The organism is Cryobacterium sp. N19 (assembly GCF_002929595.1).
Lineage (GTDB): Bacteria > Actinomycetota > Actinomycetes > Actinomycetales > Microbacteriaceae > Cryobacterium > Cryobacterium flavum.
The window spans coordinates 317,489-340,328 of the sequence record NZ_PJJR01000050.1 but is presented as its reverse complement, the minus strand read 5'-3'; the positions used below and the strand labels follow the sequence as shown (position 1 = coordinate 340,328).

Genomic DNA, 22,840 nt, shown 5'->3' with positions numbered 1-22,840 from the left:
GTGAATTCTGACTCGTGTGAAATCCTGCGGTCCTGACCGGACTGTATGGTCCTGCGCCCGGGCATAACTCCTGCAATTTGTGTGGGGTCCCACGGAGTTGCCCGGAAAGACACGGATACGCCGTCAGCCGGCCAGAAATTGCAGGAGTTATGCGGCAACGGTGCCCGCTGACTTTGTGGGGAAGCCGGGCTCAGCGCGTGAGCGCCCCGATGATGCGCAGGATGCTCGGGAGGTCGTCGTTCGCCGCCTCGGGCGAGGCGGGCGCGAACCCGGTGATGGTCGCGCCGGCGAGGGTGAACTCGGCGCGCAGCGCGGTGATCGCGCCGCCGAGATCGGCCACGCTCAGTCCGAATGGAATCAGGTCGCTCAGGCCGTCGAGCGCCGACGGGTCGAGTACGTCGAGGTCGATGTGCACGAAGACATGCGTGGCGCCGGTCGCCGCGATGGCCGCGACGAGCGCGGCCGGGTCGGCCAGCTCCGAGCACGACACGCTCACCAGGCTGCGCTCGTGCAGCAGCACGTCTTCGGCGTCGTCGACGTCGCGAATGCCGGCCAGCACCACGTTCTCAAGCGGCACGGTGCTCGAAGCCTGCAGGTCGAGTTCGGTCGGCCCCTCGCCGCTGATCGCGCGCAGCACCATGCCGCAGAACCCGCCCGACGGCGAGGATTCCGGCGTGTGCAGGTCGGGGTGGGCGTCGAACCAGACCACGGCCAGATCATTCGGATGCGTGCGCGCCGCGTGCTCCACCGCGGCCAGCGTGATGCCGCAGTCGCCGCCGATCGACAAAGCCCAGTCGGTGGTGTCCTTCAAAATCTTGGTGTGGCGCTCGCGCACCTGCGCGATCGCGGAGAACCGGTGCACGCCGGTATCGAGCGCATCACCGGCCTCGACCGGCACGTCGACCAGGCGCGTGGCCGAGAACGGCAGGTCGCCCTGAATGGCCGCCGCCCCGTCGACCAGGCGCATCGCGCGCGGAGAAATCGAACCCTGCCACTGCGGCACTACAACGAAGGTGGGAGCCATACCTCAGTATGGCGCAGCCGCCGGGGCCGCAAGCATCCGCTTCGCCAGCAGCGAATTTCTCCTCCGTCAAACGACGCCTCAGTGGACAACTTTGGTGGGTGTGACGGGCTCGCAACCACTCAAAGTTGTCCACTCAGCGACTAGCCCTCGATGGCTGCGGTGTTGCCGGCCTTGAGAGCCGCTAGTCGGGCATCCACTTCGGTCAGCTCGCCGAGGTCGTCGAGGCTTTCGAACTGGGCATCGAGGCTCGACGCTGCGAGCTCCTGGGCACCGCGCACACGGGCTTCTTCGCGGCGGATCTTGTCTTCGAACCGGTTGACCTCGCTGGTGGGGTCCATCATATCGATGCTCTTGACGGCGTCCATCACCTGAGCCTGCGCCTGGGCGGTCTTCGACCGGGCGATCAGCTCGGCGCGCTTGTTGGTGAGCTGCACCAGCTTCTCTTTCATGGCGTTCAGGCCGGTCTTGAGCTGGTTGACGATGGCCGTCTGCGACTGGATCTGCGGTTCGGCGGCCCGCGCCTCCTTCTCGTCGCGGAGCTGGCGGCCGAGCGCGACCTTGGCAAGGTTGTCGAACTTGTCGGCGTCGGCGGCGTTGCCGACGAGGCGCAGGTCGTCGGCCTTGCGGCTGGCCGCGAGGGCCTTGTCGCCCCACTCCACGGCGGCTTCCTGATCTTCGCGGTGGTCGTCTTCGAGCAGTCGCAGGTTGCCAATGGTCTCGGCGATGGCGCTTTCGGCGTCGGAGATGCTGCTGGAGAAGTCGCGCACCATCTGGTCGAGCATTTTCGCGGGGTCTTCCGCCGAGTCGAGGATCGAGTTGATGTTCGCCTTCGCGAGCTGGGCAATACGGCCGAAGATGGACTGCTTGGTCATTCGGAGGTCCTTTCAAAGGAGTGACCCTGGGCGAGGTCTCGCCAGGAACGTGCGTGCCTGTTGCAAAGTTTAGGGTGACCGGCAGACACGAGTCTGGGAACCGCCGAAAATCCGAACCGGGAGCGATGTTGCCCCGTGTTACAGGGGCGCTCGCGTGCCACGCGCGCCCCGCCCACAATGGAAACAACACGACACGACGGGAGCTGCGCCATGAACCAAGAATTCACGAACCGGATGCTCGCCGTCGTCGAGGTCACCACCGCGCGTCCCGACCGCCCCGCGTATCACGCCAAGGTGCAGGTGCTCAATGCCCGCGTCGTCACCGAGGCCGACAAAGCCGGCTGGACCGTCACGCGCGTCGCTGCGGCCGACGTCACGCCCGCCGCCCTGCTTCGCCTCACAGCGGATGCCGACGCCCTCGTCATCGTCGGCGGCGAAGACGTCACCCCCAACTTCTACGGCGGCTCCACCGGCTATGAGGGCGAGACAGCGCACTTCGCCGCCGCCGACGAGGGGCAGATCGCTCTCGTGCAGCGCGCCCTCGCGCTCGGCACCCCGCTGCTCGGCATCTGCCGTGGCCTGCAGATCATCAACGTCGCCCTCGGCGGCAACCTGGTGCAGCACATCGACGACGGCATCCACAAAAACATCGGCGTGCCGATCGACCAGATCCTCTCCACCCACGACGTCACGCTCAGCAATGACAGCACCCTCGCCGCGAGCCTCGGCCGCGTCGACATCTCGGTGCAGAGTGCCCACCACCAGATCGTCGACCGCCTCGGTTCCGGCCTCGTTGCTGCCGCGCACGCTCCCGACGGCCTGATCGAAGCCCTCGAACACGAAACCGCGCCGATCATCGGTGTGCAGTGGCACCCCGAGGCGCCCGATGCCCCGGTCGACCAGCTGGCGCTGCTCCTGGCCGGCCTCGCCGCCCAGCACGACGCCCGGGCGCGGGTCACGAACGCGCTCGCCGCCTAAGTTCGCACCGGCGAAGCAAGCCGCAGCACCTCGCACGCCTTAGGCAGCAGCCGAGAACGTAGCATCGAGCGCCGCCACGAGATCCGCCACCAGATCAGCGGTGTCCTCGAGGCCCACCGAGAAGCGCAGGTGCCCGAACTCGCGAAACGCGGCCGGGTAGGCCGCGACGCGCGGCCCGGAATTGTCGACGTGCACGATGAGGGACTCGTCGTGGCCGAGTGACACGGCCGAGGTGATCACGCGCAGGTTCGCGACGAACCGGTTCTGCGTGGCCTTGTCGCCGGCGACCGCGAAGGCGAGCACCCCGCCGAACCCGTGCGACAGCTGTCGCAGCGCGACGGCGTGCTGCGGATGCGACGCCAAACCCGGGTAGGCCACGAACGCCACCCGCGGGTCGGCCTCCAGAAGGCGGGCGATGGCCAGCGCCGACTCGCAGTGCTGCCGAATGCGCAGCGGCAGGGTGACCGAGCCGCGCATGATCAGCCAGGCGTTGAACGGGCTGATCACACCGCCGACATCGACCATCGCGTCGAGCTTGATCCGGCGGATCAGCGCTGCCCCGCCGATCACCGCGCCGCCCATCGCATCGCCGTGCCCATTGATGTACTTGGTCAGCGAGTGCACGACCAGGTCAGCTCCGTGCTCGATCGGGCGAAACAGCGGTGGTGGCGTGAACGTGTTGTCTATGGAGAGCAGCGCGCCGGCCTCGTGCGCGATCGTCGCGACGGCCGCGACATCCGTTACCGCGGTCGTGGGGTTGCCGACCGTCTCAATGTGAATCAACCGCGTCGACGAGCGGATGGCGCCGCGCACCGCCGCCAGGTCCGTCGCGTCGACGAAGGTGGCCTCGATCCCGTACTTCTCCGGCAACAGCTCCGTGAACAGTCGATAGGAGGCCTCATAGGTCACGTTGGCGACGACGACGTGGTCGCCGCTCTTCAGCAGGGTGAAGAACACGGCGTGCAGCGCCGCGACCCCGCTGGCCAGCGTCACCGCGTCCTCGCCGCCTTCGAGCACGGCGAGCTTCTGCTGCAGGCCCTGCTGGTTAGTGCCGGTGTTGCGGGTGTAGAGACCGGGGGTCGCACCCGACCAGCTCAGCGTCGACGGGTCCTCCGGCAGGGCATACGAGTTGGCCATGACGATCGGCGTGCGCAGCGCGCCCGACCCGGCGTCGATCTCGTTGCCGGCATGCACCGACTGGGTCTGGAAGCCCAGCGTGGTCGGGTCGTGTTTGTCGGGCCGCGGTGCCGGGCTCGTGGTGGGCGTCGGTTCGGTGCGAAGGCTCATTCCACCACGCTAGGCCCATCGCGGAGTGCGGCGCCGAACGTTACGCGCCATCGGCATCTGGCCGGGCCGAGATCACGAAAAAGCCCCGGCACTTCTCGCCTGGGGGGAGGTGAGAAATATACCGGGGCCAATCGTTGGAGTGGGGGAACTCCGTTTATAACCGTACGGGGGACGGCCTGAGAAGAGGCTGATAAAAATGGAAAAAGGAGTCTACCCCCACCGGGCAGCCAGCCGTTCCCGGTCGGTCGGTTTGTTATGCATCCGTTGCAACCGCAGGTATCGCGGGCCGCCCCCGTCCGGGTGCACCCCGCCGCGCTGTTTTAACTCTTTGGAAACATCTAGGAGACATCCCGACAAATCCACGTGGTCATTCGTGAGCAAGAAAAGTCACTGACAGTGAATTTACGAACAGTGACCCACCCGGATGGGAGGTCGAACAGTTGAAGATCGCAGGCTGTGGGTATCGACCACGAATTGCGCGAAGCGGATGCCGCCCACCAGCGCTACCCCAACCCCGCGCCGCCACAACGCGCGAGAGCGGAAAAATTGTTGCTTCAGGAGTGCTTAGGCAACGAATTTCCCGCTCTCGCGAACCGGAACGGGGAAGGCATCGATTGGTCGGGTGAGTCGATGTCGATCCCGGGGAGCAACGGGTCAGGCGGCCTGGTGTTTGCCGGCGCCGACCGCGCTCGTGGCGTGGGTCCAGGCGAGCAGCTCGGCCTGCGCGCGCCGACGGCTCGCAGCAGTCTGTTTGGGGGGTACCGGAACGTTCATGCGGGAGCCGGGGCAATCCGTGGTGGAGTTGGCCAACGAGTGATAGGTCGCGAACCGGGTATCCGACGTGATCCATACCATTTGCTGGCATTCTGGGCACTCTGTCTGCAACATTTTCACGATTGTCCGTTCCATCGCCGACTCGGGTAATCGGTTCGATAGCTCCAATCTAGTGGGGATAGACAGGTCAATGTCCTCCCCACTCGTGGGGACAGCAGAAAACCCGGAAGGGTGGTATTTTGCCGCGGAGTCAGCGACCGGCCGCGTAGCCCTGAGCCCCGCGCGGGTTAGCCGCCGCCTGCAGCAGCCCGGTCTGCGGCTCCCGAGTGACCGCCGAGATGCGGCCGAGTGCCCAGTCGCCGGCGCGGGTAATGCGGTGGCCACGCTGTTCCAGCTCGGTGATTACCGCATCGCCCAGCCGATCCTCCACCACGGCGCCGCCGGGCTCCCAGGTGCGCGGCCAGAACGAACCCGGAAACGAGGTGCTGTGAAACGCGGGCGCATCGATCGCCTGCTGCGGGGTGTAGCCGCCGACGATCGTGCGCAGCAGGTACAGCAACTGCCACTGGTCCTGCTGGTCGCCGCCGGGGGAGCCGAGCGCCGTCACCGCCTGCCCGTCCTTCAGCACGAGCGTCGGCGTGAGGGTCGTGCGCGGCCGCTTGCCGCCGGTCAGTGCCGAGGGTGCGCCCGGCTCGAGCCAGGTCATCTGCAGCCGGGAGCCGAGGCAGAACCCCAACTCGGGAATCGTCGGCGACGATTGCAGCCAGCCACCCGACGGCGTCGCCGAGACCATGTTGCCCCAGCGGTCGACGACGTCGATGTGGCAGGTGTCACCGCGCAGTTCGCCGGTCGAGAGCGTTTCGGGCTCGGCCACGGTGCGAGATGGTGCAGCGCTGGCCGGCGCGGCCACCGTCGGTTCGCCCACCCCAGCGGATGACCCCGCACCCTGATCTAACAGCGCCTCCGTTGTGTAGTCGGTGCGCAGTACCGGGTAGTACGGGGCGTGGCCGGGAACGATGCCCGGGCGAAACTCGTGCGAGGCGGTATCCGTGATGAGTGCCCGCCGGGTGGCCGCGTAGTCGGCCGAGAGCAGGTATCCGAGCGGCACAGAGTTAGTGGGCACCGCGGCATCGCCGTAGTAGGCCTCCCGATCGGCGATGCTAAGTTTCTGGGTCTCGAGAATCGTGTGCGCGCCCAGCGCGGTCGAGGGGTCGAGGTACTCGTCGCTGAAGCCGTCCAGAATCATCAGGGTCGCCAGCAGCGCCGGTCCCTGGCCCCAGGCGCCGGTCTTGGCGATCGTGTAACCCCGAAACTCGACGGTCACGGCCTCTTCGATGCTCGCTTCGAAGCCGGCCAGATCCGCCAGGGTCATAACACCGGCGTGGTCGGTTCCCGAGGAATGGCGGTGCGGCGTGTGCCCGAAGTTGACGATGGCCCGGGCCACGAACCTCTCCCGCCATTCCTGCCTGGCCGCGTCGATGCGTCCCTCGCGGGTCGCGACGGCCGCGTCCGCGCTGGCCGCGAGCAGACGGTCGAGGCTTCGCGCCCAGGCCGCATTGGTCACGAGGTCGCCGGCCTGTGGAAGGCGACCATCCGGCATCCACTGCGCTGCCGAGGTGGGCCAGTGCTCGGTGAACAGCGTCGCGACGGAGGTGATCGTGGCGACGACCCGTCCCAGAATCGGATGCCCGTCGCGCGCGTACCCGAGGGCGAACGCGAGCACGTCAGACAGCTCCCAGGTGCCGTAATCGCGCAGCAGCACGAGCCAGGCGTCGACCGCGCCGGGAACGGCCGCGGCGAGCACACCAGACCCGGGAACCAGGTCGAGGCCTTCCGACCGGTAGTGCTCGATGGTGGCGTTCTTTGGGGCCGGGCCCTGGCCCATCAAGATGCGGGGGGCATCCGGTTCGCTGGCGGTGACGAAGACGCCGGTCATGTCGCCGCCCGGACCGTTGAGATGGGGTTCGACGATGTGTAGCACGAAGGCGCCGGCCACGGCCGCGTCGAAGGCGTTGCCGCCGCGTTCGAGCACGGCCTGGGCGCAGGCCGTCGCGAGCCAGTGCGTCGAGGCGGTCATGCCAAATGTTCCCTGCAGGGTCGGACGGGTGGTGAAGGTGTTCGCAGCGGTATAGGTCACCCGTCTACCCTCGCACGAGTGTGGGCGGGGTGCCGGTCGGCACCCCGCCCACCGCTGATTACGGCGTGACCCGATAGCGGGTGAGCATGCCGACGGCTCGCCACTTCGACTCATTTACGTCGAATCAGCTCGATTTGTGCAATGATCAGGCGCACTAAGTGCCCGCTCAGGCCGGAGGTCTCCGGCCGGTCGAGCACAACCTGCGCGGCGCGGCGCGAACTCGACATCGGGAGAGACGCACCATGAACTTTGATTGGGAATTCAACGGATTGCCGCTGCACGTCCTCATCGTGCACGCCGTCGTGATCGTGGTTCCGCTGGCGGCACTGTGCACGCTGCTCACTGCATTCTGGCCGGCCGTTCGGCGGCGGCTGGGTATCGTGACGCCGCTCGTGGCCCTCGCCGCGCTCGCGCTGGTCCCCCTGGCGGTGCAGGCGGGAGAGTGGCTGCAATCCCGCCTCGTCAACGTCACCCCGCTGCTCGGAACCCACACTGCGCTCGGTCGCACCATGCTGCCGTGGGTGATCGCCCTGTTCCTCGTGGCCGTCGTGCAGTGGGTCTGGTATCGCTATTTTGTCGGTGCCGGCGGGCGTTTCGCATCCGCTGTGCCGAGCCGCAGGGGACGTCTAGTAGCCACCATCATTCTCGACCTGGCCGTTCTGGTCAGCGCGATCGAAGCTGTGGTGACCGTGGCGCTCATCGGAGAATCGGGATCACGCGCGGTCTGGACCGGTCTCTTCACGTCGTAACTTCCTAGCCCTGTGGGTGCCGCACAGAGGTGCGGCACCCACCGGGCCGGTCAGCTGCGCGGCCGGGGCGGCTGTGGTTTCTGGAAGGCCAGTTCGCCGCCGACGCGCCCGCCGAACGGGCGGCCGTGATCGGCGAACTCTTCCCGAAAATAGCCCATCCGCCACGGGCCCATTTCAAGCCGCGAACCGGTGCGCAGAATCTGTCCGTTGCCGATGCTGCGGCCGTCTTCGGCCGGCCGGGAACTGCCCCCGACCTCACCGATCGCAAACAGGCGGTACTCGTCGTTGTCATCGTGGCGAATCTCGGCGTGCAGGGGTTTCAGGCCGGGCAGTTGCAGGTCCGCGTCGGCCGACGAACCGATAGTCGTCGTGCCCGGAAGCAGGTTGAACTCTCGGGGCATCTGTCCGTTCCAATTCTTCGACCCCACGACGAAAATGAGGCGCGGGCGCCCGCTTCCCGGCGTGTAGTGCGTCGTCGTGACCCGGCGGCGGCTGCGCCGGTCGAAGGTCGGCGCGAGCGGAAACACGGTCGACGGTGGAAGCGGAATCGCCACCGGCATGCGGGCCTGCCCGCGCATGCGGGCCTGCACCAGCGGTCCGAGTGCATTTCTCGACCCGAGAACGATGTGCGGTGACCGCGTCACCAGACGTTGCGTGACGGATGCCTGTACGTCGCCCAGTCGGGCGATGAGCCCGACGGGGCCGGTGACGGACACCGTCAATCCACGATTCGCCAACTCGCCGGCCAGTGCGCGCAACGGTTCCAGGTTGAGTGCCCGGCCCTGCACGAACATTTCCGGGTTGCTCGTGTAGATGGTCACATCTCTGCCGTCTGCAGTGATCGTGCCTTGCATGGTGTCGGCGGCTCCAAAAGTGTCGCCGGTCGAACCGTCGGAGGAGCCATCGGGCCGGGCCGATGGCTCCTCCAGCGAGAAGGCGAGATCGATGTGCAGATCGATGTTCGAGGCCGGGGGCACGCTCGCGGAGGAGCCCATGATTAGCCGCGGAAGGGATCGGAGCCGACGGATTTCTGGTCGCTCGTCGTTACACGCAGGGTGCCGTTGAACTTCCACACGGCTCGCGGAGCGTCGGGACCGATATCGCGGGGAACCTCGACGACCATATCGATGAAGCTGTAGTTGATCGCTGCACCCTTGCCCGTGAGATAGGACCACATTTCCTGGCCGAGATCGGTCCAGTCCTTGATGGTGCGCTCCTCGGAGTCAGCGGAGTTCTCGACATTGCCCAGGTATGTCTGTCGTTCGGTCACGGTAAGTTCCTTTTCGCTCGCACAGAGAATGGTGCAGGTTCCGGCAAGTGCACCGGTCAGGAGGAAGAGAACCTCGAGATTTACCTAGCCTATTTACCTAGCTGTGTGGCGTAAAGGATTTTGGGTAAAACGGGAACGGGCATTATTCGGCGTCGAGGTCGGTCTCGAGAATCTTCACGAGTGAGTCGAGAGCCTCCTCGGCGCCCTCACCCTCGGCCCGCAGCACGACGGTGTCGCCGTTGGAGGCGCCGAGGCTCATGATCGAGAGGATGCTCGAGGCGTCCATGGCGTCGTCGGCCGGTTCGCCGGCCATGGCGATGGTCACTTCGAGGGGCAGCTCGCCCACAGCGGCGACGAAAATTCCGGCCGGGCGAGCGTGCAGGCCGACGCGGCTGGCGATGACGGCGGTTCGTTCAGACATGGGATCCTCCAGGGGTAGGCGCGTGAAAAGTACGGTGAAACGGGTGTGGCGGGTTAGAGCCCCAGCGTGTTAAGTATGGGTAGTTTCTCGCGAACGATGCGACGGGCATCCGCTGCCGAATGCGCTGTCAGAGCCAGTTTGGCCAGCTGCTCGGCCTCGGGGAGCGTCATGCTGGCGAGCACAGCGGCGACGGCGGAGAGAGCCCGTGCGGTCATCGACAGCGTCGTGACGCCAAGGCCGACCAATACGACCGCGAGGGCGGGGTCGGCAGCGGCCTCGCCGCAGACACCGACGGGTTTGTTGTGGCCCTCGTCGCGCGATCCGGCCACGGTCAGCCGAATCAGCTGGAGCACGGCGGGCTGCCACGGGGTGTTGAGGCCCGCGAGCGGGCCGAGCTGGCGGTCGGCCGCCATGGCGTACTGGGTGAGGTCGTTGGTGCCGAGGCTGACGAAATCGACGTGTTCGAGAATGCTCGCGGAGGTCAGGGCAGCGGAGGGGACCTCGACCATGACGCCGGGCGTTTTCAGGCCAGCTGCGGCACAGAGGCTGGCGAAATGTTCGGCTTCCTCGGCGGTGGAGATCATCGGCGCCATCACCCAGACCTGGGCTTCGGTGCCCTCGGTGGCCTGCGCGATGGCCTGCAGCTGGCGTTCGAGCACGCCGGGCGAAGTAAAATCGGTGCGGTAGCCGCGCACGCCGAGGGCCGGGTTGGGCTCGGAGGCATCGGTCAGAAACGGCAGTGGTTTGTCGGCGCCGGCATCAAGCGTGCGCACGACCACCTTCTTGCCCGGAAAAGCGTCGAACACGCCGCGATAGGCCTCAACCTGTTCGGCGATGGTGGGCTCGGTGTCGCGTTCCAGAAAGCAGAACTCGGTGCGCAGCAGCCCGACGCCCTGGGCACCGGCTGCCGCGGCCTTGACCGCATCCTTTGCGCCACCGACATTGGAGAGCAGCGGAACCAGGTGGCCGTCCTTCATTCGCCCGGTCCCGTCGAACACGGCGAGGGCGGCGGTGGTTGTCTCCCACGCCTTGGCGAGCGCGACCTCGTCGCCGCCGGGGTCGACCAGGACCGTGCCGGCGGCTCCGTCGACGAAGACCAGGGTGCCGTCAGTGAGAGAGTCGACCCCCACTGCGGCGACCACGGCCGGCAGCCCGAGGGCGCGAGCAATGATGGCCGTGTGCGACTGGGGCCCGCCGCTCGAGGTGACGAGGGCCATGACTTTCGCCGGGTCGAGGGTGGCGGTGTCGGCCGGCGCGAGGTCCTCGCCGACCAGAACGAACGGAGTGTCCGAATAGGGAATTCCGGGCGCGGGAACGCCGCGCAGCTCGGCGACGATACGCCCCCGCACATCGAGGACGTCGGTCGCTCGCTCGGCCATGTAGCCGCCGAGATTGTGCAGCATCTCGGCCACCGACGCGGCGGCGTCCCAGATTGCGCGTTCCGCCGAGGCGCCGTTGTTGATGAGCTTCACCGCGGCCTTCACCAGCATCGGGTCGTTCGCCATTAGTGCTGTGGCTTCCAGCACCTCCCGGCCGGTGCCCGAAGCCGAGGACGAGCGGGCCGTGAGGTTGGTCTGCACGGCTTTCGCCGCGGTGCGCAGCAGAGCGGATGCGTCTTCCGCGCTTGTTCCCGCAACCAGCTGCTCGCCGACTGCGGGTTCACGAACCGCTTTGGGCATCAGCAGGATGGAACCGATGATGCGTCCGGGGCTGACTCCGACTCCGGAGAAGGTGCGGCCGGTCTCGGCCTGGTCTGCCGGTGCCTGGCCTGCACCGGCACTGCCTGAAAGCGTCTGCACGATCATCCTCGATTCCTTCATCCCAGCATTCGGCTGGCGTCACTGTATTGCGGAACTGCGGTCGCGCGTGTCGTTTTGGCTGCGCTGGTTCGCGCGGCGCCGGCACCGGATCAGGCGTTGACGAGCACGGCTTCCGGAGCGTCAACCGGACGCTTCCGCACGGCGTAGCGCTTGAGTCCGACAACGGCAAACGCTGATACAACAGTACCGATCGCGATTGCGAGCAGGAACAACCAGAAGTTGTCGATCGCAAAGAACACGAAGACGCCTCCGTGCGGTGCCTTGCTCGTGATGTTCCAGGCCATCGACAGTCCACCGGTGACGGCGGCGCCGAGCATGCTGGCCGGAATTACGCGGAAGACGTCGGCGGCGGCGAACGGAATGGCACCCTCGGAGATGAAAGAGAGCCCGAGAAGCCAGGCCGCCTTGCCGTTCTCCCGCTCAGCGAGGCTGAACAGCTTGCGGTCGACCACGGTGGCCAGGGCCATCGCGAGCGGCGGCACCATGCCGGCGGCCATGACCGCGGCCATGATCTGCCACGGTGCCTGGTTGGCGAGGGTGGCTGCGCCGAGGCCGGCGACGGCGAAGGCGTAGGCCACCTTGTTGACCGGGCCGCCGAGGTCGAAGGCCATCATGAGGCCGAGAATGACACCGAGAATCACAGCGGATGCCCCGGTCATGCCGTTCAGCCAGTCGCTCAGTCCCACGGTCAGCAGGGCGATCGGACCGCCGAGCACGATGAACATCAACCCGGAGGCGACGATCGACGCGATCAGCGGAATGATGACGACGGGCATAAGGCTGCGCAGCCAGCGTGGAACGTTGATTTTGGCGATGTTCACAGCGACGACACCGGCGAGCAGTCCGCCGACGATGCCGCCGAGGAACCCGGCACCCATGAATCCGGCCACGGCACCGGCGACGAAGCCGGGAGCGATGCCGGGGCGATCGGCGATGGCGAAGGAGATGTAGCCGGCCAGGGCGGGAACCAGGAAGCCCATCGACAGGGCGCCGATCTTGAAGAAGACCGCTCCCAGATAGATGTTCAGGCCCCCGTCGGGAAGGTTGAACAGGCTGTTGTTCAGCACGACTGCATCGGCGACCTTGGTGATCTCGAAGCCGCCGAGGGCGAAGCCGAGGGCGATCAGCAGGCCTCCGCCGGCGACGAACGGAATCATGTAGCTGACACCGGTGAGCAGGGCTCGCTTGAGCTTCTGGCCCAGGTGCTCACTCTTCTCCTCTGACGAGCCCCCGAGGTCAACGGTGCCGCTGACGCGACGGGTGTTCGGGTTGAGCGCGGCGGCCAGGGCTTCCTCGATCAATCGTCCGGGTTCGTCGATTCCGCGCTTGACCGGGGCATTGATGACGGGCAGTCCGGCGAAGCGTTCCCGGCCACGCACGTCGACGTCGACGGCGAAGATGACGGCGTCGGCCGCTGCGATGACGGTGGGGTCGAGCGGGGTGAGTCCGGCCGAGCCCTGGGTCTCAACCTGCAGGTCGACTCCGACGGCCTTGGCGGCGGCCACGAGGGAGTCGGCGGCCATGTAGGTGTGGGCGATGCCGGTTGGGCAGGCCGTGACGGCGACAATGCGCTTCATGCCGGACCGTGCGGGGCCGGTGCCGGCGTTCGCGTTTTCGGCACTGCCGGCGTGGGCGCCGGCAGCAACCGGCACCGGGGCGACGACGTTGCCCACGAGTTCGACGATCTGCTGCGCGGTCGACGCGTCCCGCAGGGCCGCGGTGAAGTCGTTCTTCATGAGCGACCGGGCCAGCTTGGCCAGAATCTTCAGGTGCTCCTGGTCGGCGCCGTCCGGCGCCGCAATGAGAAAGACGAGGTCGGCCGGGCCGTCCTTGGAACCGAAGTCGACCGGCGTCGACAGGCGGGCCAGTGCCAGGGTGGGCTCCAGCACGGCCGTGGAACGGCAGTGCGGAATGGCGAGCCCGCCCGGGATGCCGGTGGCGGTCTTCGCTTCGCGGGCCAGGGCATCCGCGTAGAGAGATTCGATCTCGGTGGCTCGGCCGGCGCCGACGACGAGCTCGGCCAGGTGCCGAATGACGTCTTTCGGCTCGGTACCGAGATAGGTGTCCAGAGCAACAAGCTCCGGGGTAATCAGTGCACTCACTGGTCATCCTCCTTTGGATGTGTGGCCAGGACCGGCTCGGAGGCCAGGACTGGGGCAAGGTCCGTCACGGTGACGGCGCTGGGGTTGGTTTGGTGCAGGGCGGGAACAGTGGAACCGGGCAGGGAGGCGGCGGCAGCGCCGTGGGCGGCGGCTTGGCGCAGGCAATCGGGGGCACTCGCGCCGAGGTTGCTCTGCAGCAGGTAGCCGGCCAGGGCCGAGTCGCCGGCACCGACCGTGCTCACGGCGAGCATTGGGGGAGTCGTGGCGAGCCAGCTTTCGGCGGCAGTGACGAGCACGGCGCCCTTCGCTCCGAGGGTGGCGAGCACGGCGCCGACACCACCGGCGATGAGAACGCGAGCTGCGTCGACGACGAGATCGGGGTTTGCTTCGAGCGTGTCGCCGTCGAAGAGGCCGCTCAGCTCGGCGAGTTCCTCACCGTTGGGCTTGAGCAGGTCGGGGTGGGCCAGAGCTGCCGCGGCGAGCGGGCCGCCGGAGGAATCCACGGCGACTTTCGGCGCCTGGCTACCGAGTCGGGTGCGCAGCTCGCCGATGATGCGCGCGTAGAAGTCGTCGGGCACGCCGGGGGGTACCGATCCGGCCAGCACCAGCCAGCTCGCGCCGACCGACTGTTCCAGAACGAGTTCCACCAGGGCATCCTGCTGGGCGAGGCTCAGTACGGGGCCGGGTTCGTTGAGCTTGGTCGTGGTGCCGTCGGGTTCTGTGATCGCGACATTGCTGCGGAGGGGCGCGCCGATCGGCAGGCCGAGGTGTGGAATTGACTGGCTGGTGAGGGCGAGCAGCACCGGATCGTCGGCGTCACCGGGCAAAATGGCGAGGCTTGAAATGCCGCTCGCTTCGAGGGCGCGGCAGATGTTGACGCCCTTGCCGCCGGGTTCGCTGTGGGCGGCCACGGCCCGCTGCACCTCGCCGCGTTCGATCGGGCCGGCCAGCTCGATGGTGCGGTCGAGGCTCGGGTTGGGGGTCAGGGTGACGATCATGCGATCACCACGTCGACGTCGGCCGCGGCGAGGGCTGCGGCCAGATCAGCGGATGGCGGGGCATCCGTTATCAGGGTATCGATGGCCGCGAGGGCGGCGAAACAGACGAGGGTCTCCTGGTCGAGCTTGCTGGAATCGGCGAGCACGACGACGCGCCTGGCTGAGGTGACGATGGCCGCTTTGACGGCCGCTTCGACCGAGTCGGGGGTGCTGAGTCCGAAGGTGGCGCTGATGCCGTTGGTGCCGATGAAGGCGATGTCGGGGCGCAGCAACCCGAGCTGCGCGACGGTTCCGGCGCCGACGATGGCGCTGGTCAGCCCGCGCACGCGGCCCCCGAGAATGTGCAGCTGGATTGTCTCGTTGCTGGAGAGTTTGCCGGCGATCGGCACCGCGTTGGTGATCACCAGAAGTTGGTCGCCGCTGACAGCCGGAGTGAAGCTGGCCAGGCGGTCGGCGAGAAGCTCCGTGGTGCTGCCGGCGTCGAGCAGGATCGAACCGGTGCGACTGGCCGGAATCATGCGCATGGCGGCGTCGGCGATGCGCGACTTCTCGTCGAGGTGCTGGGTCTGGCGTTCGTTGAGGCTCGGTTCGGACAGGCTCAGGCGGTCGATGGCGACCGCGCCGCCGTGCACGCGCCGCAGCTGGCGGGCGGCTTCGAGGGTGTCGAGGTCGCGGCGTACGGTCTCGGCGGTGATGGCGAATCGCGTGGCGAGGTCGGTGACGGTGACCCGGCCCTGGGTTGCCACGAGTGCGGCGATCAAGAGTTGACGTTCTTCGGCGAACACGAATGCCTCCTCGACGGTGAGTGATGTTGGTCACGAAGTTGGTTTCATTGACTTTAGCTGTGTTTATTTTTGTTTGTCAAGAAAAGAGAAGATAAACAAAGAAATATTGCTGCGCAGCGGCACGCGGATGCTGCCGGTCGGGCATGTCGGTGGGCCCCGGTAGCGTAATTGGTATGAAGATTCTGCACACCTCGGACTGGCACATCGGGCGCACCTTCCATACCCATTCCACGCTCGAGCACCTCGGTCTCGTGCTGAACGCACTGGTTGCGGTGGTGGTGCAACGCGGTGTCGACGTGGTGGCCGTGGCCGGTGATGTCTTCGATTCCGCAATGCCCTCCAAAGAGAGCTACGCGCTGCTGACCGACACGCTGCGGCGGTTGAAAGAGGCCGGGGCATCCGTTGTGATGACCAGCGGCAATCACGACTCGGCCACCCGGCTCGGGTTTCAGGCTGAGTGGGCAGCGCTGGCCGGCATCCACATCCTGACCCGGCCCGAGCAATACGCCTCACCGATCACCCTCACCGACGAGCACGGCCCGGTTCATTTCTATGGCATCCCCTACCTGGAGCCGGCCCTCATTCGCCACCTGCACCCCGGTGTACCGTTGAAAACGCAGGAGCAGGTGCTCGACTTCGCCATGACGCGCATTCGGGACGACCTGGCGCTGCGCCTCACTGCGGCCGGCCGGGGTGGCCGCAGCGTCGTCCTCGCGCACTGTTTCGCGGCCGGCGTCGCCCCGGCTGCCGAGTCGAGCGATGTGGAGCGCGATATCACCGCCGGCGGGCTCGACCTCGTACCGCTGTCGGTGTTCGACGGCTGCGACTACGTCGCGCTCGGCCACATTCACGGGCGAGCCACCCTCACCCCGCGGGTGCGCTACTCCGGGGCGCCGCTGCACTACTCTTTCGCCGAGGCCGGCAAGCCGCGCGGTGCCTGGCTGGTCGAACTCGGCGCCGACGGCCTGGGCTCCGACGCTGGTGCCGTGGAGTGGGTCGACCTGCCCGTTCCGCGCCGGCTCGCGGTACTCACCGGCGAACTCGCCGACCTGCTCGCTGACGAGGCATTCGCCGACAACGAGGGCGACTGGGTGAAAGCCATTCTCACCGACCGGGTGCGCCCGCTCGACGCGATGCGGGCGCTGCAATCCCGATTTGTCCACGCGGTGACGCTCGAGCACCGCCCCACGATCACTCTCGATGCGGAGGGCTCCACCTACGCCGAGCGCATTCGCGCGGCCACGGGGGATACCGAGATTGTGGCTGGCTTCCTGTCGTTCGTTCGCAACGGGGTCGGTCCCAGCGAGTTTGAAAGTGCATTGGTCGCAGAACTGTTAAACGAACAGAGTGTGAAGGAGGTGAACGCATGAAGATCCAGCGACTGCGTCTGGCCGGATTCGGGCCATATAAGACTGAACAAATTGTCGATTTCGAACGTTTCGATGCCGACGGCATCTTTCTCATCACCGGCAAGACCGGCGCCGGCAAATCCAGTATTCTCGACGCTATCTGCTTCGCTCTCTATGACCAAGTGCCGCGGTTTCCCGATGGAAAGCAGCCGTTGCGTAGCGACTACTGCGAGCCCGATGATCCCACCTTTGTCGAACTCGACTTCAGCCTGCGCGGGCGTGAGTATCGCCTGTTGCGCAGCCCCGCCTACGAGCGGGCGAAGAAGAACGGCACCGGAACCACCACCGCGGCGCCCACCGCTGTACTGCAGGTGCTCCACGGCACCGAGTGGCAAGGCCTTGCGGCCAAACCACACGCGGTCGGCCTGGAACTGAGCACGATCCTGCCCCTGAAGGCCGACCAATTCCTGCAGGTGATCCTGCTCGCCCAAAACCGGTTCCAATATTTTTTGCTGGCCAAGACCGATGAACGCCGTGCCGTGCTGCGCACCCTGTTCGGGACCACCCGATTTGAGCAACTGGAAACCGCGCTCGTGCAGCGCCGCAAATCACTCGACGACCGGCTCGCTGACGTGCAGCGCGACATCGTCGAACACACCACCGCTGCCCTGCACCAGCTTCGGCTTTCTGAACCGCCCATCGCCCCCGACCTGGGCTGGTTTCAGGGCGCTCTGGCCGACTTGACCAGCGCAGTCGACACCGCCGCAGAGGAGTCGGCCAGTGCGGCCGCTCTGCTGTCTGAAGCCACTGCCGACCACCGCGCGGCCACGGAGACCCAGCGGCGTCAGGGCCGCCGCGCTCTGGCCGACACCGCTCTCGCCACCCTCGACGGCCGCCGGGCCGAGGTCGAGGAAGAACGCAGCACACTGCTGCGGGCCGCCCGAGCGGCACGGGTCTGGCCGCACATTCGCAGCAGCCGGGCCGCGACTGCCGACTGGCAGGCCGTTCTGGCCGCTGAAACCTTGGCGCGGGTCGCCTGGCTGCCGTTCGGCGACAGCAGCGCCGGTGTCAGCGGCAGCACGGCGCAGAGCGAGTCCGAGCCGGCGCTGCGCCCGATCATGGACGCCCTCGTGAGACGTCTCGGAGCGCTCGCGGAGGTACTCGCGGAAGAGAAGCAGCTCCCTGCCCTGAACCACGAGATCACCGCTTTGTTCGACGTGCTCACCGGCCACACCAACGGTTTGACGCGTGCGCAGAATCGCATCGATGAGCTGCCTCAGCAGATCGATTTCGTCGGCGAGCAACTCGCGGCCGCAACCCTCGCCGCCTCCGGCGAGACTAACGCCGACGACGCCGTGCGCCGGTCCGACGCCGCGTTCACGGCCGCCGAAAACGTGGTGTCGTTGCAGACCGAGCTGGCCGGGGCGGGCGCTCAACTGCTCGACCGCAGTCGGGACAACGCGGCGGCCGCCGTTGCCTACGAGGCCCTCGTGGCTCGTCGGTTCGCCGGGCAGGCGTCCGAATTGGCCAGCCGCCTCGTCGATGGTGTGCCCTGCCCGGTCTGCGGTTCGGTCGAACACCCGGCTCCCGCAGCAGCGGAGGGCGAACAGGTCACTGCAGCCGACCTCGATTCGGCCCAACTGCAGATGCAGGGCCGGCAGCGCGAACTGGCCGATGCTCAGGAGACCCAGGCCGCCCTGACGAATCCTCTCGGGCAGGCGCAGGCGCTGGCCGGGCAACGAAGTGTTGACGAGCTCCGCGCCGAAGGCGTGGCTGCCCGGGCCCGGTTGGCCACCGCGCGCACGGCTGCCGGCCTGGTCGGTGGGCTTCGGCAGGAAAACGCCGACCTGCGGGACGCCCAGGCCGACGCACGAGCCGCGGTGGTGAGCCTCCGGGCGGCACGCGATACTGCGGCAGACACCCACAGCGAACGGTCGGGGCAGCGTGACCTGCTCGTGGCCCGCGTGGGAGCGCAGCGTGGTGATCGCGATACCGTGACCGACCAGGCGCGCGCTCTGCAGCACGAGCTGGACTGCGCTCGCGCCCTCGACGACGCCCTCGTGCTCAGCCAGCAGCGCGCCGCGGCTCGTGATGCCGCCGACCTCGACCTCGCGAGCCAACTGGCGGAGCAAGCCTTTGATGACGAGGAAACCGCTGCCGCGGCGCGGCTCGACGAGCGCCAGACCGCACAGCTGGCGAACGATGTGCGGTCCTATGACGACCAGCGTGCAGCGGCCCTGGCGGCAGTGGCAGATCCTGAGCTGATCGATCTTGCGCCAGATCCGGTCGATCTTGAGCCATCCCGGCTGGCGTTCGCAGCCGCGAGCGGCGCGCGCGATGACGCTGTGGGCGCGCACAGCTCGCTCGCCGAACGTGCCGGCCAGCTGGACGTGCTCGTGCGGGGCGTTACAACGCGATTCGCGGCATCCGCTGATCTGCTCGACGAACACTCCCAGGTACGAGGCCTGGCCGACGTCGTGCAGGGAGACGAACCGAACACGAAACGGATGCGGCTGGAGACTTACGTTCTAGCCGCCCAGCTGGAAGAGATCGTCGTGGCGGCCAACCTGCGGCTGCGCACGATGACCAGCGGCCGCTACGCCCTCGAACACGATGACTCCCGAGTGAAGGGCGGTGCTCGGTCGGGACTGGGGCTGGCGATCCGCGATGAGTTCACCGGTCGAGCCCGGGCGACGCACTCTCTTTCGGGTGGCGAGACCTTCCTGGCCTCGCTTGCTCTCGCGCTCGGACTGGCGGAGGTGGTGACCGGGCAAGCCGGCGGCATCACGCTCGACACCCTGTTCGTCGACGAGGGGTTTGGCTCGCTCGACAGCGAGACCCTGGAGACGGCCATGAGCACCCTCGACACCCTGCGCGCCGGCGGACGCACGATCGGCCTGATCAGTCACGTCGACTCCATGAAAGAGCAGATCCCGGCGACCCTGCGTATCTCGGTCACCGACCAGGGCTACAGCCGAATCGAGGCCAACGCACCCGCCGAATGACCGTTCGTGGGCGGTACGGAATCGTTCCCGGACCGTCCAAGCGCCGTTCGAGGCCACCGGGCTGACCACAAGAGCTGGGCTTCAGCCATTGCCCATCCGCGGTGAGCCTGTCACGATCGGAGCGTTGCCGCAACGAAGCGAGCTGCGCCAGGGAGCCCGAATGAAGAAGATCCTCTATATCGACCTCGACAACACCCTCGTCAACGTGCAATCGGGGATCGACCGACTCACCAACGCCGAGTACATCCGCTATGAGAAGCGGCTCGACGAGGTGCCGGGTATTTTCGCCCGCATGGAGCCGATCAGCGGTGCCATTGACGCGTTTCACACCCTCGCCCAATCGTTCGACACCTACATTCTGTCGATGGCACCGTGGGGAAATGCGAGTGCCTGGCAGCACAAGCTGGAGTGGGTGCAGGAACATCTCGGAGTGGATGCCGGCGGGCCGGCCTATAAGCGGCTCATTCTTTCGCACCACAAGCACCTGAACCGCGGCGACTTTCTGGTCGACGACGGATTGGCCGTTGGCGCTGACCGGTTCGAGGGCGAGCTGATCAAATTTCTGACCCCGCTGTTCCCCGACTGGAACACGGTGACCCGCTACCTGCTCGAGCGTGCCGACAACAATTCATCCCCGACGAGCGAGCCCTATTCTCGGCACCGCCCGGCGCTGCAGCGCGGGGCGGCGCTGCAGCGCTGACCGCGCATTCTACGGGCTTCGTACCGGTCCAAATGCTGTAACCCGATTTCGCTCATCGCGCAAGAAAACAGGTGAATTTGGCACTTGAGCAGGGGTGCTCGCCGTTGTATATTGATCCTGCTTAGACCAGTCCGATTGCCCTGCCGACCGGACTGGTCTTTCCTTGTCTGCCCTCCCTGCCGGCGACCTCGCTGACAACCCTGGGACGCCCCTGCCGCCGGCTCGCGGCGAATCATACAGGGTCCTGAAGTCTTGACTAGGGGTTTACCCACATGTAAATCTGGGGTAATCTCACTTTCAGACAGGCTCGGATGGGTCCCGGCGGCTTACCCGGACAGATTTGGGCCACCAGATGATTGGGTGAAGATGATGGTGGAACTAAAGAAGATGACGGAACTGAAATCGGATTTCGTTCCGATGGGTGAAGTCAGCGCTGATGAACGCTCCCGAATGGCGTTCGGCAAGGCTGGTGTGCACCGCGACGATCGTTACGCCGTCGCGGTGAACGCTGAGGGCGAGATCCTGCTCACCCCGCTCGTGTCCATTCCGCGCCGTGAACTCTTGGTGTGGGATGACGAAGGCATCCGCGCCGCTCTGGTGCGAGGTCTCGAGCACAGCAGCAAGGACGAGACCAACGAGGGTGGCGACTTCACCCGGTACGCCGATGAGGAGCACGCTGTCGACGAGTCGGCCGCGCCCGCCGAGCCTCAGTCATGAGTTTTACGCTTCTTCTCACGAGGGAAGCGGCCTCGGGATTATCCATCCTCGAAACAAAACCACAATTGGTCGGCCGTCTGAAGCGGGTGCGTACGGCCCTCGGCCGGCTGCAGCTGAACCCTGACGACCCGGCATTGCGCTCACACAAGTATGTGTCGCTCGCTGGCAAGAAGGGGGAGGCCGTCTGGGACTCCTACATAGAGCACCGCACGCCGACGGCCGGGCGCATCTACTGGCACTACGGTCCCGGCCTTGATCGCATCACCGTTGTGATAATCACGCCGCACCCGTAGCGGGTGCCGCGCCTGCACGCATCGGCTGCTCCGCTCTAGAACGGGTGGAGCAGCCGGTGCAGGAACTGGCGGGTGCGTTCCTGCTGGGGGTTCCGCAGCAGCTGCTTCGGGTCGCCGTGCTCGACGATGGTGCCGCCGTCGACGAAAGCGATCTCGTTCGCGACCTCGCGGGCGAATTCAAGCTCGTGGGTGACGATGACCATGCTCCAGCCTTCGTCGGCCAGCTCCTTGATCAGGCGCAGCACGTCGCCGACGAGTTCAGGATCGAGAGCGGATGTCGGCTCGTCGAATAAAAGCAGCTGTGGTCGCAGCGCCAGCGCGCGCACGATGCCGACGCGCTGCTGCTGCCCGCCGGAAAGTTCGAACGGGTAGCTGTCACGTTTGTCGCTGAGGCCAACCCGCTCGAGCAAAGCGAACGCCTCGGCAGTTGCCTCGGCAACCGGGCGGCGCTGCACCACGACCGGTCCCTCGATCACGTTCTGCAGAACGGTCTTGTGCGGAAACAGGTTGTAGTGCTGAAAGACCATGGCCGAGCGGTCGCGAAGGGCGGCCAGCTGTTTCGGCGTGGTCTTCGCGGCGAAATCAAGGGTCACGGGCACGGAGGTGGCTCCGCGTCCGGGCGTCCGGCCGGCACCGGGTCGGTCAACAGGGGAGGCTGCCGCGACCTCGATCGTGCCGCCGTCGGGCAGTTCGAGCCCGTTCAGGCAGCGCAGAATTGTGGTTTTTCCCGAGCCCGACGGACCGATCAGGGCGAGCACCCGGCCGCGGCCCACCGTGAGGTCCACCGATTCCAGCACGCGGTTGGTGCCGAAACTTTTCTGCAGGCCGCGCACGCGGAGTAGTGGAACAACGGGCTTGGCCGCACGATCTGCGGCCGGAAGATCAGCGGGCGACATAGCGGTCCAATCGTCTCTCGAGAAAACCCTGGCCGGTGGAGAGCACCAAGCAGATGACCCAGTAGATGAGGGCTGCTTCGAGATAGAGCAGCATGAACTTATTGCTGAACGCAGCCACTTGCTGCGCCTCGCGGAACAATTCGGTGACCAGGATCAGCGAGGCCAGCGAGGTGTCCTTGACCAGGCTGATGAACGTGTTCGACAGCGGCGGCACCGACACCCGAGCTGCCTGCGGCAGGATGATGCGGGTGAGGGCGCGCCGGTGCGACATGCCGATCATGTAGGCGGCTTCCCACTGGCCCTTGGGCACCGAGAGAATTGCGGCGCGAATGACCTCGGCCGCATAGCCGCCGACGTTGATGGAGAAGGCCACTACGGCGCTCGGCCACGGGTCGATGGTCACGCCGATCGACGGCAGCCCATAGAAGATCACGAACAGTTGCACCAGCAGCGGAGTGCCGCGCACGATCGAGATGTAGCCGCGGGCGATGCCCGATAGCCAGCGGCGGGTCGACAACCTCATCAGGGCCAGCGCAATCGCGAGCACGAGCCCGATCGCAAACGACATCAGGGCGAGCGGAATCGTGCCTCGAATGGCGCCGTCCAGCATCGGCCAGAACGAGCTGACGAATAACTCCCAATCAGGCTGGATCATCGATGAGC

At 66.6% G+C, this 22,840-nt stretch carries 21 protein-coding genes; 7 read left to right on the top strand and 14 right to left on the bottom strand.

The features are described from left to right. Window positions 1-190: 190 nt before the first annotated feature. On the bottom strand, window positions 191-1,024 hold the full coding sequence (locus CXY78_RS11265) for an arginase family protein (protein ID WP_092340591.1): 834 nt from the start codon (window positions 1,022-1,024) through the stop codon (window positions 191-193). Window positions 1,025-1,164: 140 nt separating this feature from the next. Beyond that, window positions 1,165-1,896, bottom strand: coding sequence for a PspA/IM30 family protein (locus CXY78_RS11260; RefSeq protein ID WP_092340592.1), 732 nt, complete (start codon window positions 1,894-1,896; stop codon window positions 1,165-1,167). A gap of 210 nt (window positions 1,897-2,106) precedes the next feature. Between CXY78_RS11260 and CXY78_RS11255 the strand changes: the two genes are divergently transcribed. Next, complete coding sequence (locus CXY78_RS11255; protein ID WP_104089384.1) at window positions 2,107-2,874, top strand: gamma-glutamyl-gamma-aminobutyrate hydrolase family protein; 768 nt, start codon at window positions 2,107-2,109, stop codon at window positions 2,872-2,874. Window positions 2,875-2,913: 39 nt separating this feature from the next. Here CXY78_RS11255 and CXY78_RS11250 read toward each other — a convergent pair whose 3' ends face one another. From CXY78_RS11250 to CXY78_RS11240, 3 genes are all read right to left on the bottom strand, one after another. Beyond that, on the bottom strand, window positions 2,914-4,161 hold the full coding sequence (locus tag CXY78_RS11250) for a PLP-dependent aspartate aminotransferase family protein (protein ID WP_092340594.1): 1,248 nt from the start codon (window positions 4,159-4,161) through the stop codon (window positions 2,914-2,916). 654 nt (window positions 4,162-4,815) lie between these two features. After that, on the bottom strand, window positions 4,816-5,016 hold the full coding sequence (locus tag CXY78_RS11245; protein WP_092340595.1) for a hypothetical protein: 201 nt from the start codon (window positions 5,014-5,016) through the stop codon (window positions 4,816-4,818). A 169-nt stretch (window positions 5,017-5,185) separates the two neighbouring features. Continuing rightward, entirely contained in the window at window positions 5,186-7,012 is a 1,827-nt protein-coding gene (locus tag CXY78_RS11240) for a gamma-glutamyltransferase family protein (protein WP_104089467.1), read from the bottom strand. A 302-nt stretch (window positions 7,013-7,314) separates the two neighbouring features. Here CXY78_RS11240 and CXY78_RS11235 point away from each other — a divergent pair, with 302 nt between their 5' ends. Then, entirely contained in the window at window positions 7,315-7,821 is a 507-nt protein-coding gene (locus CXY78_RS11235; protein ID WP_104089383.1) for a hypothetical protein, read from the top strand. A gap of 50 nt (window positions 7,822-7,871) precedes the next feature. Here the strand turns inward: CXY78_RS11235 and CXY78_RS11230 are convergent, their stop codons facing one another. From CXY78_RS11230 to CXY78_RS11200, 7 genes are all read right to left on the bottom strand, one after another. Further along, window positions 7,872-8,816 carry an FHA domain-containing protein gene (locus CXY78_RS11230; RefSeq protein ID WP_092340597.1) on the bottom strand — a complete coding sequence of 315 codons (945 nt, stop codon included), beginning with the start codon at window positions 8,814-8,816 and terminating at the stop codon, window positions 7,872-7,874. Between the two features lie 2 nt (window positions 8,817-8,818). After that, complete coding sequence (locus tag CXY78_RS11225; RefSeq protein ID WP_369827297.1) at window positions 8,819-9,091, bottom strand: hypothetical protein; 273 nt, start codon at window positions 9,089-9,091, stop codon at window positions 8,819-8,821. 142 nt (window positions 9,092-9,233) lie between these two features. Further along, complete coding sequence (locus tag CXY78_RS11220) at window positions 9,234-9,512, bottom strand: HPr family phosphocarrier protein (RefSeq protein WP_092340598.1); 279 nt, start codon at window positions 9,510-9,512, stop codon at window positions 9,234-9,236. Window positions 9,513-9,565: 53 nt separating this feature from the next. Further along, a complete protein-coding gene (gene ptsP, locus CXY78_RS11215; RefSeq protein ID WP_104089382.1) occupies window positions 9,566-11,317 on the bottom strand; it encodes a phosphoenolpyruvate--protein phosphotransferase in 1,752 nt (583 codons plus the stop codon). 104 nt (window positions 11,318-11,421) lie between these two features. After that, on the bottom strand, window positions 11,422-13,434 hold the full coding sequence (locus CXY78_RS11210) for a fructose-specific PTS transporter subunit EIIC (RefSeq protein ID WP_092340600.1): 2,013 nt from the start codon (window positions 13,432-13,434) through the stop codon (window positions 11,422-11,424). Beyond that, window positions 13,431-14,432, bottom strand: coding sequence for a 1-phosphofructokinase family hexose kinase (locus CXY78_RS11205; protein WP_104089380.1), 1,002 nt, complete (start codon window positions 14,430-14,432; stop codon window positions 13,431-13,433). The genes CXY78_RS11210 and CXY78_RS11205 overlap by 4 nt, the downstream gene beginning before the upstream one ends. Next, entirely contained in the window at window positions 14,429-15,217 is a 789-nt protein-coding gene (locus CXY78_RS11200) for a DeoR/GlpR family DNA-binding transcription regulator (protein WP_104089379.1), read from the bottom strand. Before CXY78_RS11200 ends, CXY78_RS11205 begins: the two co-directional genes overlap by 4 nt. 173 nt (window positions 15,218-15,390) lie before the next feature. Here CXY78_RS11200 and CXY78_RS11195 point away from each other — a divergent pair, with 173 nt between their 5' ends. From CXY78_RS11195 to CXY78_RS11175, 5 genes are all read left to right on the top strand, one after another. Beyond that, a complete protein-coding gene (locus tag CXY78_RS11195) occupies window positions 15,391-16,587 on the top strand; it encodes an exonuclease SbcCD subunit D (protein ID WP_104089377.1) in 1,197 nt (398 codons plus the stop codon). Next, the gene (locus tag CXY78_RS11190) at window positions 16,584-19,571 is read left to right on the top strand and encodes an AAA family ATPase (protein ID WP_104089376.1); all 2,988 of its coding nucleotides are present in this window, start codon (window positions 16,584-16,586) and stop codon (window positions 19,569-19,571) included. The genes CXY78_RS11195 and CXY78_RS11190 overlap by 4 nt, the downstream gene beginning before the upstream one ends. Window positions 19,572-19,731: 160 nt before the next feature. Next, complete coding sequence (locus CXY78_RS11185; protein ID WP_092340605.1) at window positions 19,732-20,271, top strand: hypothetical protein; 540 nt, start codon at window positions 19,732-19,734, stop codon at window positions 20,269-20,271. A 387-nt stretch (window positions 20,272-20,658) separates the two neighbouring features. Then, window positions 20,659-20,988, top strand: a complete 330-nt coding sequence (locus CXY78_RS11180; protein ID WP_092340777.1) for a hypothetical protein — start codon at window positions 20,659-20,661, stop codon at window positions 20,986-20,988. After that, window positions 20,985-21,281, top strand: a complete 297-nt coding sequence (locus tag CXY78_RS11175) for a hypothetical protein (protein ID WP_092111002.1) — start codon at window positions 20,985-20,987, stop codon at window positions 21,279-21,281. Before CXY78_RS11180 ends, CXY78_RS11175 begins: the two co-directional genes overlap by 4 nt. A 35-nt stretch (window positions 21,282-21,316) precedes the next feature. Here the strand turns inward: CXY78_RS11175 and CXY78_RS11170 are convergent, their stop codons facing one another. Both CXY78_RS11170 and CXY78_RS11165 read right to left on the bottom strand, forming a co-directional pair. Further along, complete coding sequence (locus CXY78_RS11170; protein ID WP_104089374.1) at window positions 21,317-22,177, bottom strand: amino acid ABC transporter ATP-binding protein; 861 nt, start codon at window positions 22,175-22,177, stop codon at window positions 21,317-21,319. Next, entirely contained in the window at window positions 22,164-22,832 is a 669-nt protein-coding gene (locus tag CXY78_RS11165; RefSeq protein WP_092340607.1) for an amino acid ABC transporter permease, read from the bottom strand. The genes CXY78_RS11170 and CXY78_RS11165 overlap by 14 nt, the downstream gene beginning before the upstream one ends. Window positions 22,833-22,840 lie beyond the last annotated feature (8 nt).

Bases quoted from the DNA above. Each gene is read 5' to 3' on its own strand.
- CXY78_RS11245 (WP_092340595.1), bottom strand. From the start codon at position 5,016: ATGGTATGGATCACGTCGGATACCCGGTTCGCGACCTATCACTCGTTG.
- CXY78_RS11205 (WP_104089380.1), bottom strand. From the start codon at position 14,432: ATGATCGTCACCCTGACCCCCAACCCGAGCCTCGACCGCACCATCGAG.
- CXY78_RS11195 (WP_104089377.1), top strand. From the start codon at position 15,391: ATGAAGATTCTGCACACCTCGGACTGGCACATCGGGCGCACCTTCCAT.
- CXY78_RS11230 (WP_092340597.1), bottom strand. From the start codon at position 8,816: ATGGGCTCCTCCGCGAGCGTGCCCCCGGCCTCGAACATCGATCTGCAC.
- ptsP (WP_104089382.1), bottom strand. From the start codon at position 11,317: ATGATCGTGCAGACGCTTTCAGGCAGTGCCGGTGCAGGCCAGGCACCG.
- CXY78_RS11175 (WP_092111002.1), top strand. From the start codon at position 20,985: ATGAGTTTTACGCTTCTTCTCACGAGGGAAGCGGCCTCGGGATTATCC.
- CXY78_RS11255 (WP_104089384.1), top strand. From the start codon at position 2,107: ATGAACCAAGAATTCACGAACCGGATGCTCGCCGTCGTCGAGGTCACC.
- CXY78_RS11240 (WP_104089467.1), bottom strand. From the start codon at position 7,012: ATGACCGCCTCGACGCACTGGCTCGCGACGGCCTGCGCCCAGGCCGTG.
- CXY78_RS11190 (WP_104089376.1), top strand. From the start codon at position 16,584: ATGAAGATCCAGCGACTGCGTCTGGCCGGATTCGGGCCATATAAGACT.
- CXY78_RS11235 (WP_104089383.1), top strand. From the start codon at position 7,315: ATGAACTTTGATTGGGAATTCAACGGATTGCCGCTGCACGTCCTCATC.
- CXY78_RS11165 (WP_092340607.1), bottom strand. From the start codon at position 22,832: ATGATCCAGCCTGATTGGGAGTTATTCGTCAGCTCGTTCTGGCCGATG.
- CXY78_RS11265 (WP_092340591.1), bottom strand. From the start codon at position 1,024: ATGGCTCCCACCTTCGTTGTAGTGCCGCAGTGGCAGGGTTCGATTTCT.
- CXY78_RS11170 (WP_104089374.1), bottom strand. From the start codon at position 22,177: ATGTCGCCCGCTGATCTTCCGGCCGCAGATCGTGCGGCCAAGCCCGTT.
- CXY78_RS11180 (WP_092340777.1), top strand. From the start codon at position 20,659: ATGACGGAACTGAAATCGGATTTCGTTCCGATGGGTGAAGTCAGCGCT.
- CXY78_RS11260 (WP_092340592.1), bottom strand. From the start codon at position 1,896: ATGACCAAGCAGTCCATCTTCGGCCGTATTGCCCAGCTCGCGAAGGCG.
- CXY78_RS11250 (WP_092340594.1), bottom strand. From the start codon at position 4,161: ATGAGCCTTCGCACCGAACCGACGCCCACCACGAGCCCGGCACCGCGG.
- CXY78_RS11220 (WP_092340598.1), bottom strand. From the start codon at position 9,512: ATGTCTGAACGAACCGCCGTCATCGCCAGCCGCGTCGGCCTGCACGCT.
- CXY78_RS11185 (WP_092340605.1), top strand. From the start codon at position 19,732: ATGAAGAAGATCCTCTATATCGACCTCGACAACACCCTCGTCAACGTG.